This window comes from Kordia sp. (assembly GCF_965224175.1).
Lineage (GTDB): Bacteria > Bacteroidota > Bacteroidia > Flavobacteriales > Flavobacteriaceae > Kordia.
In genome coordinates, this window is record NZ_OZ245041.1 from 3,935,120 (window position 1) to 3,948,896 (window position 13,777).

Annotated in this window: 10 protein-coding genes; 5 read left to right on the top strand and 5 right to left on the bottom strand. The window is 32.7% G+C overall.

All coding sequences use genetic code 11. The features are described 5' to 3' along the window. Positions 1 to 21 precede the first annotated feature (21 nt). From ACOQOS_RS17050 to ACOQOS_RS17060, 3 genes are all read right to left on the bottom strand, one after another. Entirely contained in the window at positions 22 to 426 is a 405-nt protein-coding gene (locus ACOQOS_RS17050; RefSeq protein WP_420571679.1) for a LytR/AlgR family response regulator transcription factor, read from the bottom strand. 430 nt (positions 427 to 856) lie between these two features. After that, positions 857 to 3,004 carry an ATP-binding protein gene (locus ACOQOS_RS17055; protein WP_420571680.1) on the bottom strand — a complete coding sequence of 716 codons (2,148 nt, stop codon included), beginning with the start codon at positions 3,002 to 3,004 and terminating at the stop codon, positions 857 to 859. A 236-nt stretch (positions 3,005 to 3,240) separates the two neighbouring features. Then, entirely contained in the window at positions 3,241 to 4,008 is a 768-nt protein-coding gene (locus tag ACOQOS_RS17060; RefSeq protein WP_420571681.1) for a T9SS type A sorting domain-containing protein, read from the bottom strand. Between the two features lie 629 nt (positions 4,009 to 4,637). On the opposite strand from ACOQOS_RS17060, the gene ACOQOS_RS17065 reads away from it, so the two are divergent. Continuing rightward, entirely contained in the window at positions 4,638 to 4,988 is a 351-nt protein-coding gene (locus ACOQOS_RS17065) for a hypothetical protein (RefSeq protein WP_420571682.1), read from the top strand. On the opposite strand, the gene ACOQOS_RS17070 is transcribed toward ACOQOS_RS17065, so the two are convergent. Beyond that, positions 4,972 to 5,514, bottom strand: a complete 543-nt coding sequence (locus ACOQOS_RS17070) for an alpha-ketoglutarate decarboxylase (RefSeq protein WP_420571683.1) — start codon at positions 5,512 to 5,514, stop codon at positions 4,972 to 4,974. The genes ACOQOS_RS17065 and ACOQOS_RS17070 overlap by 17 nt on opposite strands. Before the next feature lie 116 nt (positions 5,515 to 5,630). Here ACOQOS_RS17070 and ACOQOS_RS17075 point away from each other — a divergent pair, with 116 nt between their 5' ends. The 3 genes from ACOQOS_RS17075 to ACOQOS_RS17085 all read left to right on the top strand — a co-directional run bounded on the left by ACOQOS_RS17075 (position 5,631) and on the right by ACOQOS_RS17085 (position 12,126). Next, the gene (locus tag ACOQOS_RS17075; RefSeq protein WP_420571684.1) at positions 5,631 to 8,396 is read left to right on the top strand and encodes a 2-oxoglutarate dehydrogenase E1 component; all 2,766 of its coding nucleotides are present in this window, start codon (positions 5,631 to 5,633) and stop codon (positions 8,394 to 8,396) included. 215 nt (positions 8,397 to 8,611) lie between these two features. Next, entirely contained in the window at positions 8,612 to 9,835 is a 1,224-nt protein-coding gene (gene odhB, locus ACOQOS_RS17080; protein WP_420571685.1) for a 2-oxoglutarate dehydrogenase complex dihydrolipoyllysine-residue succinyltransferase, read from the top strand. Between the two features lie 272 nt (positions 9,836 to 10,107). Beyond that, positions 10,108 to 12,126 carry a carboxypeptidase-like regulatory domain-containing protein gene (locus ACOQOS_RS17085; protein ID WP_420571686.1) on the top strand — a complete coding sequence of 673 codons (2,019 nt, stop codon included), beginning with the start codon at positions 10,108 to 10,110 and terminating at the stop codon, positions 12,124 to 12,126. 215 nt (positions 12,127 to 12,341) lie between these two features. On the opposite strand, the gene ACOQOS_RS17090 is transcribed toward ACOQOS_RS17085, so the two are convergent. Next, positions 12,342 to 12,782 carry a retropepsin-like aspartic protease gene (locus tag ACOQOS_RS17090; RefSeq protein ID WP_420571687.1) on the bottom strand — a complete coding sequence of 147 codons (441 nt, stop codon included), beginning with the start codon at positions 12,780 to 12,782 and terminating at the stop codon, positions 12,342 to 12,344. A 197-nt stretch (positions 12,783 to 12,979) separates the two neighbouring features. Between ACOQOS_RS17090 and ACOQOS_RS17095 the strand changes: the two genes are divergently transcribed. Further along, positions 12,980 to 13,747: a TatD family hydrolase gene (locus ACOQOS_RS17095; protein WP_420571688.1), complete on the top strand. Its 768-nt coding sequence runs from the start codon at positions 12,980 to 12,982 to the stop codon at positions 13,745 to 13,747. Positions 13,748 to 13,777 lie beyond the last annotated feature (30 nt).

A 13,777-nucleotide genomic window follows, 5' to 3' on the forward strand; every position in this document is an offset into this window, starting at 1 on the left:
ATTTTGTGTTGAGCATATTGTTTATACTGCCATTCTCAGAGGCATTGAGAGTTCTTGGTTTTTTATTTGTTTGGAGAGCATTCTATTTTTTCTAAAGCTCATAGGTAGTACGATTTCACCTTTTAAATGCATCAAACGATATTTTGGTTCATACAGTTTTAAATGAGATAAATTCACTAGGAATGATCTGTGTATGCGGATAAATCCGTCATGAATTAGATGTTCCTCATGATGTCCAATAGATTTGCAACTGATTAGTTTTGTGCCATTGCTAAGATGTAGCCATGAATAGTTTTCACAGGCTTCGATATATACAATTCTTTCTTTGAGAATGTATTCTCCTTTGTGCTTACTGCCAACTCTTATATAATTGTTGTTATGAAAGATTTCTTTTTTTCTTTTAGATCTATTTTCTACGTGTATCATACCAAGATATTTTTGTGATTAATTCTTCAAAAAATGTGTGGTTGGGGATGGGGTTTGTATTCTAAAGTAAGTTTGTTAGAATGTTGCGTACAAAGATTTTGTGTAAGCGTTGAATTTTGACCAACGAGCGTAGAAAATCATTAAAAAGATAAGTTTATACTTGTTAAACTTATGTTAATGAAAATATCGAGGCTTATCTACCAACGTTGGCAAAAGTGTTAAAAAAAGAGTACTTATTAGGACTATTTTGGTTGTAGCTTCTGTAGTTGCAGTAAGATGTTTTTGGAGAGGTGATTGGTGTTTGATGCACAAAGGAAAGCTTGATTATTTTTGTAAATAATCATAGAAATTCATTAATAAAAAATAAATAAAATATTAGAAAGAATTAAAGTGTATTGAATAGCTAAATGAGATGAGTAATGAGGTAAAACTACACTATGGTTTTGTGAATGGTAGCTATAAAATCGGCTGTTAAAAAAGGTTTCATAATGTAACCGTTCATTTCATAATTACTGATTTTCTCATTCACTTCTTCGGAAGAGGACGCAGTAAGCGCAATAATGGCAACTTCAGTATTGAATTCACGAATACTAGAAGTAGTTTCATATCCGTCTAAATCTGGCATATGTAAATCCATTAAAATACAATCAAAATGTTTTTTTTGTACGATGGAAATTGCTTCTTTTCCTGAACCAACAACCATTGTAGTTACCTTAAATTCATTAAGTATTTTTTTGGTTACTAATTGATTGATTTTGTTGTCGTCTACGATTAAAATACGTTTTCCTGAAATATCGTTTAACAGACTTTCTTTGGTGATACTTAGAAGATTATCATTTTCTTTTTTATCGAAAATAAGTTCAAAACTAAAAGTCGCGCCTTCATTGATATTACTTTCAATGTCTATTGTACTTCCCATTATCGTTAAAATACGTTTTACAATTGAAAGACCTAAACCAGTTCCTTTGTATGACTTTTCGGTTCTAGTTTGTTCTTGGTAAAACTCGTCAAAAATCTTTTCTTGCTTTTCTTTAGAGATGCCTAAACCATCATCTTTTACTTCAAAATAAATTTTTATACGCTCTCCTAAATCTTCTTGTAATTTGGCAGTAATGTAAATATTTCCATTACGCGTAAATTTGATAGCATTTGAGATTAAATTAATAAAGACTTGTGTTAGTTTTAAGGAATCACCAACTAAAGATGTAGGAATAGAATCGTCATATTGAATGTGAATTTTATTTTGACTGTTGCGAAGCGAAAATTCCAAACTATCCGTAATATTATTAATCAAACTTTTTAGCTTAAAATCTAAGTATTCTACTTTGACTTCGCCAGATTCGACTTTGTTCAATTCCAATACATTGTTTATGAGAGAAAGTAAATGACTTGCAGAAAAATTTAAAGACTCAAGATATTCTTTATGTTTGCTGTTTACATTTTCTTTTAGGAGTAATTTAGAAAGTTCAATAACACCATATAAAGGTGTGCGCAATTCATGGCTAATTTCTGAATAAAAATTACTTTTCGCTTTTGAGAGTTTTTCTGCTTTTTGTTTCGCGATATTCAGTTGCTTGTTCTTTCGGAATATTAAATAAATACTGAGCAACAAACCAAACACTAAAAAAGCGAGCAGTGTATTATAATTTCTCACTTTATGAATAATAGCATCTTTAAAATCTTGTTCAGCTTCTAGCAAACGAACTTTCTCTCTATTTTCTCTTAAAAAATTACTTGCTTCAATTTGTTTCGCTTTTTCAAATTCTTTGATTTTGTTAACGGAATCATTAAAAACGGAATATTTTTCTATAAACTCAAATGCTTTTTCATATTTCTTTTCATTCTTATATAATGCTGCTTGTTCTTTATAAAGCATGGCTAATACTTCTACATGTCCATTCTTATGAGAGGCTTTAATGCATTTGTCAAAATACAACTGATGATTTTTAATGTCACCAATTTTAAAATACGCATACGCCAATTGTGTATATAGCAAAGGAACAATTCTTCTGCTCTTGTATCCTTCAATCGAATCAATGATTTGTATACTTTCTAAAGAATGTGTTATTCCTTTAGGATAATCTTTTTCTACGTAAATTTCATAATCTGCAATATTAGACAACGGATATACCATGTCCTCTAAATAGCCACCAGCTTTTGCTAAATTAAAAGCCTTGTTAAAGTACGAATACGCTTGTGGAATGCTATCAAAATCCTTGTAATTAACACCAATGTCATTATAAGCAAGTACAAGGTTGAAGGTGTCTTTTGCTTTTAAGAAAGCGTCTCTAGCTTTAAATAAATAATAAAAACTAAGGGAATCTTTACTTACAAAATAATGAGAGTTTCCAAGTGCAGCATAACATCTTCCTATTAAAATACTATCTCCAACTTTAGTGGCATACGCCAGTACTTTATTATTAATAGCGATAGCTTCTCCATATTTACTCTGTTCAAATAATATAAACGCTCGCTGTGTTTCCGTTAGCATAGAGTCTTTTAGCGTATCTGAAGGACTTTGCGCTACTAGATAAAAAGGAATAAAAAGAGTAAATAAAAAGAAATACTTTCGCTTCAATATGATAAGATATTTGTTGTATTCAATTTAATGAAAAAATATCAATAATAGTCGATAAAATTTGAATCGAATGTAAAAAAGTTATTTGTATGATTTACAATTATTACAATTGATTTTTAAAAGGATTTTTCGTTGTTTTAGCTTCTATATGGTACTGTAATCATAAAAAAACCAGCTAAAAAGCTGGTTTTGTACGAATAATGAATTTTTGTTGAAATAACTTTCAAGTTAAAACGCTACTTTTTTATAATCTTTTTTGATATAGATTCATTATTGTCAAAGTAAATTTTAACCACATATTCTCCAGGTGAAAAATTCTTAATATCAATTGATGTCTTTGTGGATGTTTTTAATAATTCGCCTTTTAAAGAGTACACTTCACTCTTACGTACATTTTTTGAAGAATTAATAGTAATCATGGTATTACTTGGATTTGGAAATATGCTAACTTTATCCTCAACGATTTCTTTATTAGTAGTAGTTGATCTTCTAGTTTCATCTCCTCCAAAAGGGGAAGCTTCTCCTTCATTTATTGGAGAAGGAAGTGCGTTTCCATTGCAACTTGCGCAGTCACCTGTACTTATGGCTGTCCATCGGATTACCCAATTCCTGTTGCGTGCTGTTGATGCTCTTAATGGATTAGGAAAATTTAAGCCACCTATAGTAGGATTGTCACTTGGATGATCTGCCCATCTCAAATACACTCTAAAACCATTAGGCGTAGCAAGATATATAGAAGGAACTCCATTAATGTACCAATGGTAACCAGAATTTGTTGTAGATTCTAAAGTGACTAAATAATGTGGTGTTTGCGTAAATCCGCAAGCTGAAGTATTAACATCCACATAAATTCCGCCAACGCCTCCATTGTAATCTACCCAATCATTTGGAGTAGTAACTCCTTGTGCAACAACCATTGATCCAACAGTTATTTGAGCATTCGCAATAGAAATAAAAAGAAAACTGCATAGCAGTATAACAAAATAATTTTTAGATAATTTCATAACATTTGTTTTTAATAGATTAGTTTATATTATTCATTTATAATAGTTTGAGTGAAATTAAAACTATAAATGTAAGAATCGATACGGTACTTACGTAGTATTAATACGTCTTGGTGGAAATTTATTTGAAGTCACTTAATATTCTGATTATCATGATTTTATATGATTTAATTCTTTGTGGAAATAAAATAAAGAGCAAAAAAAAATGACAATCATATATGGTTTTCCCGTATGCCATTTCTGTATATTTTTTATAGCTTGTCCTTTGCTAAAAATTTAAAAAACATTTAACTCGATCATCGAGATTTAAATGCTCCGACGCTTGCGTCGAAATGTTTTTAATTGTTTCCATTTAATGCTTCGTGAGCTTGCCTTGAAGTAGTTGACTATAAAAAGAGAAGTCCAAAATCATTAAGGCTTATCAAAAAAATATTTCCGATTTGAGTAAAAAAAGGAAGTTTGTTAAATAATGAATGTAATATGTCAGAAGATGGTATTTGTAGTGGAAATACATAGAAAACATAAAAACTGAATGTTAGTTATAACAAGGCATCATTATTAAAGATAAAACCCAAGACTTTCAGTTTTTTTATTACTTACTGTACATAAGATTTACGTAATTTTACATCATGCTAAAAAATCATACACACATTGAAGAGTTATTGGGAGAAGCAACGCAAGAAGCATTGTACGAGAAACTAATAGTACAACTCAATAAAGATTTTTTAATGGCAAATATTGAAGAATCATTTTCAACAAATATTGCGCCTGAAACTCTCAAAAAAGAATTACACGCTATTGTATATCAACTCATTCATGAAAAATTTGCTGAATACCTAAATTTGCTCTATATCATGGATGTTTCTGAGGCAAAAATAAAAGCACTAGATGGTTCTGATGTAGTAAAACTCTCAGAACAAGTAACATTTTTGATCCTAAAACGAGAATGGCAAAAAGTATGGTTTAAAAATAAACTCTAAAAAACGGTACGAGCGCATCTGCATAAATACTCTTGTCATCATCGTGTAATACATTGTAACGAACTCCTACCGTGATATTATTTGTCCTATAACCTACACCAAAAAAGACGGCAGGTTGCCAATAACTATCATCTTCAAAAATCGGATCGTCAAAATTACGACTCACATGTAAATACTCAAACTCACTAGAAAGTTGAATTTCTGGCAACGGATTAAACAATCCAATAAAACTTCCACCGACAATTGTTGATTTAAAAAAATCATCGTCATTAAAATAAGTATAGTTCAAAGAAACTCCTGCGGAAAACTGCGAATTAAAATCATAAATAGCACTTGGCGCTACAGTAGCACTAAAAATACCATTTCCAAAACTCAAGCCCAATCCGCCACCAAAACGCACATTTCTCCAAAAATCATTTCCTTGTGAAAAGTTGGAATTATTTTGTGAAAATGCGGAAAATGAAATTAAACACAAAAAAACTGTCAAAAATGTAATTTTAGGGCGATAAAAAATAGAATCTTTCATTTCTTGGAAAAGCTTAAATATTAATCACATAAATATATACAAAACATATGATGTGTTTTTATCAAAAGTTGTATTTTTGATAAAATTTTGTCAAAACAAGACAGGAAGTAAAAAACATGGATAGATTTTCCTTTTTAAATGCAGCGCATACAGCATACTTTGCTGAATTATACGATCAATATTTACAAAACCCAGATAGCATAGAGCCAAGTTGGCGTGCTTTCTTTCAAGGATATGACTTTGGAACCGAAACTTACGCAGAAGAACATGGCGTTGGTGAAGTTGTTACAAAAACAGTTGTTCCTGAAAATGTAAAGAAAGAATTTCAAGTTGTAAAACTTATTGACGGATATCGTACACGTGGACACTTATTCACAAGAACAAATCCAGTACGAGAAAGAAGAAAATATGAGCCTACATTGGCTTTAGAAAATTTCGGACTGAGCGAAAACGATTTAGATAAGTCTTTTGAAGCAGGTGAAATTCTTGGTATCGGAAAAACAACACTACGTAATATCATTACACATCTAGAACGCATTTATTGCGAATCTATCGGTGTTGAATATATGTATATCAGAAAACCTGAACAGATAAAATGGATTCAGGAGAAGTTGAATGTCAATGACAATCATCCTCAGTTTTCTGCCGATCAGAAAAAACACATTCTAAAAAAATTAAACGAAGCAGTTTCATTCGAAAACTTCTTACATACTAAATATGTTGGACAAAAACGTTTTTCACTTGAAGGTGGAGAATCGTTAATTCCTGCGCTTGATGCTGTAGTAGAAGAAGCAGCAAACAAAGGCGTAAAAGAATTTATTTTAGGAATGGCTCACAGAGGTCGTCTAAATGTCTTGACAAATATTTTTGGGAAATCTGCTAAAAATATTTTCAGTGAGTTTGATGGAAAAGATTATGCAGAAGCAATCTTTGATGGTGATGTAAAATATCACTTAGGACTCACTTCTGATCGCGAAACAGATACGGGAAAGAAAATAAGCATGAATATTGCGCCAAATCCTTCACATTTAGAAACGGTTGGTGCTGTAGTAGAAGGAATCGCAAGAGCAAAACAAGATCGCAATCACGCAGATAATTTTTCTGAAGTATTACCAATAGTAATTCACGGTGATGCAGCCGTTGCAGGACAAGGTTTGGTATACGAAATTGTGCAAATGTCACAATTAGACGGATATAAAACAGGCGGAACCATACATATTGTTGTGAACAATCAAGTTGGATTTACAACAAACTACTTAGACGCACGTTCGTCTACTTATTGTACGGATATTGGTAAAGTAACGCTATCACCAGTATTACACGTAAACGCTGATGCTGCAGAAGCAGTAGTGCACGCAGTATTATTTGCACTGGAATACAGAATGACATTTCAGCGTGATGTATTTATTGACTTACTTGGATATCGTAAATATGGTCATAACGAAGGTGATGAACCACGTTTTACACAGCCAAAACTATACAAAGCTATTTCAAAACATAGCAATCCTCGTGATATCTACGCTGAAAAATTACAGCGACAAGGAATCATTGATGGAAACTATGTAAAAGAATTAGAAAAACAATACAAAGATTCACTAGAAGTAAAGCTAGAAGATTCTCGTAAAGAAGAAAAAACAGTCATTACACCTTTCATGCAAGATACTTGGAAAGATTTTGGAAGAGTAGATGAAAAGGAAATGGCAAAGAATATAGACACAACATATCCTAAGGAAAAACTAGCAGAAATCGCAACAGCAGTTTCTAAGTTACCTGAAGACAAAAAATTCTTGCGTAAAATCAATAAAATTGTTTCTGAACGACACACAATGTTCTTCGAGAAAAACAAAATTGATTGGGGAATGGGTGAAATGTTAGCATATGGTTCACTATTGCAAGAAGGTTATGATGTCCGTATTTCTGGGCAAGATGTAGAAAGAGGAACCTTTTCACATCGTCATGCTGTCGTGAAAGTAGAAGAGTCAGAAGAAGAAATCAAATTATTAGATCATGTTTCTGAAGATCAAGGAAGTTTCTATATATATAACTCATTACTTTCAGAATATGGTGTGGTTGGTTTTGATTATGGATATGCAATGGCAAGTCCAAAAACACTAACCATTTGGGAAGCACAATTTGGAGATTTCAGCAATGGAGCACAAATTATGATTGACCAATATATTTCTTCGGGAGAAGATAAGTGGAAAACACAAAACGGATTGGTAATGTTATTGCCTCATGGATACGAAGGACAAGGAGCAGAGCATTCATCAGCACGTATGGAACGTTACTTACAACTATGTGCTAAAGATAATATGTACATTGCAGATTGTACAACGCCAGCAAACTTCTATCACTTATTACGTCGTCAGATGAAAGCAAGTTTCAGAAAACCGCTAGTTGTATTTACACCAAAAAGTTTATTGCGTTTACCAAAAGCAGTATCAACAGTAGATGAGTTTGCAAATGGATCTTTTCAAACGTTAATTGATGATGCTGATGCGAAAGCTGATAAAGTAAAAACGTTGGTGTTCTGTACGGGTAAATTCTATTATGATCTATTAGAAGAACGTTCAAAATTAGGTAGAGATGAAGATGTTGCTTTAGTGCGTTTAGAGCAATTGTTCCCACTACCAAAAACAAAAATAAAAGAAGTACTTGCAAAGTATAAAAATGCAGACGATGTTGTTTGGGCACAAGAAGAACCAAGAAACATGGGAGCGTATAGCCACTTATTAATGCATATAGACGAAGTGAAAAACTTTAGAGTTGCCTCTAGAAGATTTTACGGAGCGCCAGCAGCGGGAAGTTCAGTGCGTTCAAAACGTCGTCATGAAGAAGTAATAACATACGTTTTTGACAAAACGAAAAATAATATGCGTTAAGGATTGATGCGATATCCTTTTTAAAACTATGTATTCGTCATTACGAGGAGAAAACGACGAAGTAATCTGCTTCTTAGGAACAGATTGTCACAACAAATTAGAAATTTGTTTCACATTGACAAAGTTTTTGAAAAAGATATAGCTGAAAGCCTGACCGAAGAGCAATCGGAGGAAACGCCTAAAAAAGTAAAATAAAAACTAAAATATAGAACACGATGATTTTAGAAATGAAAGTTCCTTCGCCAGGAGAATCCATCACTACAGTAGAAATTGCAGAATGGTTAGTACAAGACGGCGATTACGTAGAAAAAGACCAAGCAATTGCTGAGGTTGATTCTGATAAAGCGACTTTAGAGTTGCCAGCAGAAGCTAGTGGAACAATCACCTTAAAAGCAGAAGAAGGCGATGAAGTAGAAGTTGGACAAATAGTTTGTTTAATTGATACAAGTGCCAAAGCACCAAGTGGAGGCGATGCGCCAAAAGAAGAAAAGAAAGCAGAAGCGCCAAAGGCAGAACCTGTTAAGGTAGAAGCTCCAAAAGCTGCTGAACCAGCAAAAACATATGCATCAGGAAGTGCTTCTCCAGCAGCTAAGAAAATATTAGCTGAAAAAGGAATGGACGCTGCTGCTGTAAAAGGAACTGGAAAAGACGGTCGTGTTACTAAAGATGATGCTGTAAAAGCACAACCTAGTATGGGAACACCAACTGGTGGATCGCGTGGAAGTGAGCGCAAAAAATTATCAATGTTGCGTAGAAAAGTTGCAGAACGTTTAGTATCTGCCAAGAACGAAACAGCAATGTTAACTACGTTCAACGAAGTTGATATGTCGCCAATTTTTGCACTGCGTAAAGAATATAAAGAAACGTTTAAAGCAAAACACGGAGTAAGTTTAGGATTTATGTCCTTCTTTACATTAGCCGTTGTTCGTGCGTTAAAATTATATCCAGCAGTAAACTCTATGATTGATGGAAAAGAAATGATAAGCTATGATTTTTGTGATATCAGTATAGCCGTTTCTGGACCAAAAGGATTAATGGTTCCTGTCATTAGAAATGCAGAAAACTTATCATTCAGAGGAGTTGAATCTGAAGTAAAAAGATTAGCATTGCGTGCACGTGACGGGCAAATTACTGTGGATGAAATGACTGGAGGAACATTCACAATTTCAAATGGTGGAGTTTTCGGAAGTATGCTATCAACGCCAATTATCAATCCACCACAATCAGGAATTTTAGGAATGCATAACATTGTAGAAAGACCTGTAGCAATTGATGGGCAAGTGGTAATTCGTCCAATCATGTATGTTGCTTTATCATACGATCACAGAATCATTGATGGTAAAGAGTCTGTAGGATTCTTAGTTGCTGTAAAAGAAGCGTTAGAAAATCCTACTGAATTACTAATGAACAACGATGTAAAAAGAGCATTAGAGTTATAAGCGATTTTACATTTCAAATTATATAAGTAACCATTGCGCTTTCTGTGTGATGGTTATTTTTTTTAGTACTATTTAAAATTGGAAGTCTAAAACTGTGTGCAATATTTTGAATAAAATGAACTCTATAATATTCAAGAGTTAAATCATTTCTATCGTTTGATGAGTTTTTAGGTTTATTTCTTTATTTTCAGTAAATTAAGGGTGAGAATCAACCAGCTTAGTATCAAAAATCGGCACTATTTTTGATGTAATTTATACCAAAGCCAACCGTTATGAAAAAAATCTTATTACTCACTACATTCTTATTCAGTACCATCACTTTTGCTCAATATACAATTACAATTGATGCTTTTATATTCGATGAAGAAACTAAGCAGCCAATTCCGTATGTAAATGTTGAATGCGTTGGTAAAGACATAAAAGGAGTTACCAATGAGTTAGGGCAATTTACTATAACATATGATGAAGGATATGTGAATGAAGCTGATAAATTTCAGTTTCAAGCGCTAAACTATGAGGCATTTTCTGTAGATGCTTCAAAATTGAGTACGTATCTTTCAAAAACAAACAAAATATATCTATCTCCTAAAAAGAAAGATATTGCTCAGAATATAATCTCAGGAACTATTTATAGCGAGGAAAAACAAACACTTCAAAATGCTGTGATTCGTGTAAAAAATACCTTTGCGCAAGCACAAACTAATGTAAATGGTGCTTTTTCCATTCCTGCTGAAGTAGGTGATGTTTTAATGGTTGATTTTATAGGAATGAATCCATATGAAGTTACTCTGACAAACAAGAAGTCAATCGATATTACGCTTACCGCTAGTGGTGAACTGTTAGAAGCGGTATTGCTTGAAGGAAGCAAGAAAAAAATAGAAAAACGATATGTTGATACAGGATTTGGAAAAGTAGATATCAATTCTTTTGGATTAGGTTCAGTAATAAAATCGGAAGATATTGGTTGGCGTCGTGTCAACGTTACAAATGTATTAAGTGGGCGAATTGCTGGATTGCAAATTAATTCAGTTCAAGGAAATTCTGGACCAAGTGTTAGCCTAGGTGATAGTTTTGCTATAGCAAAAAGTAAGAGTCCACTGAGACCAGGACAAACAATAATGAGACTTAGAGGGAACAATGTAGTTGTTTTTTATGATGGAAATCCATTCTATGGTGATGTAAATGATATTAATGTAAATACCATTGATAATATTGTTGCAGTCAGGTCGTTGGCAAAAACGGTTTTATATGGCGGAAGGCCAGCAATATTAATAACATCAAAAAACAGGTTTATACAAAGAGATGCTGATGGAAATCCTATCAATACTGCTCTGGCTACAGGAAATGATTATGAAGAAGCAATTCCTATGATATCTGAAACGGAAACCATCAATTATTTAACAGCGCTTCAAACAGCAAATTCATATGAAGAAGCATTGGTTATATATGAAGCGCAATCGAAAAAAATGCAAAATCAAAATATTCCATACTATGTAGATGTTGCCGATTATTTTAAAAAATGGAATCCTAAAAAGTCAGTTGAAATTATTACTACGATTGAAAAAATAGCAGCAAATAATCCAAAAGCCTTAAAAACATTAGCATTCAAGTTAGAAGAGTTCAATGAATTTGAAAAAGCAAAACTTGTGTATCAAAAAATCGCAACACTTTTGCCAAATTCAGCACAATCATATCGTGATTTGGCACATATATACAAGCAAACAAGAAACTATCAAGAATCACTAGATTTATATGTGAAAATGTTGACAAATTCTATTAAGAATATAAATTGTTCAGGTCTTGATGAACCGTTGGTGGCTGAAATCCAGCAATTACTTCGTAAGCACAGAGCTGAACTCAATTATGATGAAATTCCATCAAATATGCTCACAGCTACATTTAAACAAGATATTCGCATCGTTTTAGAGTGGAATGAAACTGATACTGAATTTGAATTTCAATTCGTAAATCCTCAAAATAAATTTTATAAATGGGAACATTCAGTGGCGGCAAACAAAGAACTAATGCTTGATGAGGTGAAAAACGGATATCATATGAAAGAGTTCATTATTGATGATGAAAATGATGGAGGAGAGTGGATAGTCAATGTGAAAACTTTGCAAAACGAAAAAGCATTCAATCCTACATATCTAAAATATACGGTATATAGGAATTATGGACAGGCTAACGAAGAAAGAACGATTAAAGTCGTAAAGCTATACAAGCAGCAACAAAAAGTAACGCTTGATAAAATACAATATCAACCAACTACAGTAATGAGTACACGTTAATGCAAAAACCGACAACTAGTAAAATAGCTTGAATAATAAATAATATAGTGGTCTTTCTGTTATTTAGAGTTAGGGAATTCATGTCAAAACAGTATTAAATTTGTAATGATGTAAAATTCTAAAAAAAAGAAGAAGTATATATGCGTGAAATTACCTGTTTCTTTATAATGCGTAACAAAATCAGAGGTTTTTCTGATGAAAATGTCAGTAGCTAACTATTTCAAATACAGGCAATTCTTGTCGTAATCAATAATGGCTTTTCCTTTGCGTAAAATATCTGCGCCAATAATTCCGTGTACAGGCTGCGCTTCATGTTGTGTCAAAGCAGTATTCACATGATCTAAATTAAAAAGAATCAAAGCAACACGTTGTCTTGTCCATTTGCCAATACGAACCTTATTACTTTTAGAAATTTGCGTCTCCATATCAATAGCGCCAGCGCCAGCAGCTTTAATCTTAGAGGCTTTTGCAACCAAATTAAAAGTCTCAATAGCTTCAAAACCTACACAGGAAGTAGATGCGCCAGTGTCTAAAATAAAACTTCCTTCAATGCCATTAATCTTTGCTTTTACCTCGTAATGATTTGTATTGATTCTATTCAACTTAATACGTTGATATCCTTTATCTAGTAAAAACTTTCGTAAACTCTTTCTCATCTATATTAAAACTAAATTCAATTTGCTAAATATAAATCAAAACCTGTGCCTACATGCTATTCCTGTTATATTGTCATACTTTTTGTCGGAATGATTTTTTAATGTTTTAAAATTTGAATTGAATCTAATTAGATCGAACTCTGATTTTTTAAAAACAACCTGCGCAAAATTCCTCTTGAAAATACTATTTTTACGCCATGATAATTACAGATACACATACACACTTATACAGTGAAGCTTTTGATGAAGATAGGGATGAAATGATGCGTCGTGCGCTTGACAATGGTGTGCGCCGTTTTTTTGTGCCAGCTATCGATTCAACATATACAGAACGCATGTTTCAGCTTGAAAAAGACTATCCAAATGAAGTCTTTTTAATGTCTGGACTACATCCAACGCATGTAAAAGAAAATTACAAAGAAGAAATTACACATGTAGAAACATTGCTTACTGAACGCAAATTTTATGCGGTTGGCGAAATTGGAATCGACTTATATTGGGATAAAACATTCCTAAAAGAACAACAAGAAGCATTTCAATATCAAATTCAATTAGCAAAAAAAAACAAACTACCTATTGTTATTCATTGTCGTGATGCATTTGATGAAGTATTTGAAGTGTTAGAAAAAGAAAAATCAGATACATTATTCGGAATCTTCCACTGTTTCACAGGAACCAAAGAACATGCAGAAAAAGCAATAGGATACAATATGAAACTTGGAATTGGTGGTGTAGTTACATTTAAAAATGGAAAAATAGATAAATTTCTAAATGAAATTCCTCTAGAACATATTGTATTAGAAACTGATGCACCTTACTTAGCACCAACTCCTTACAGAGGAAAACGCAATGAAAGTAGTTATGTGATGAATGTACTGGAAAAAGTAGCTTCAATCTATGAGTTATCTGTAGAAGAAGTCGCAAAAATCACCACAGAAAATTCAAAAGCCATCTTTGGTATTTAAAGCAGAAAAACAGATAAACAAATCAACCGC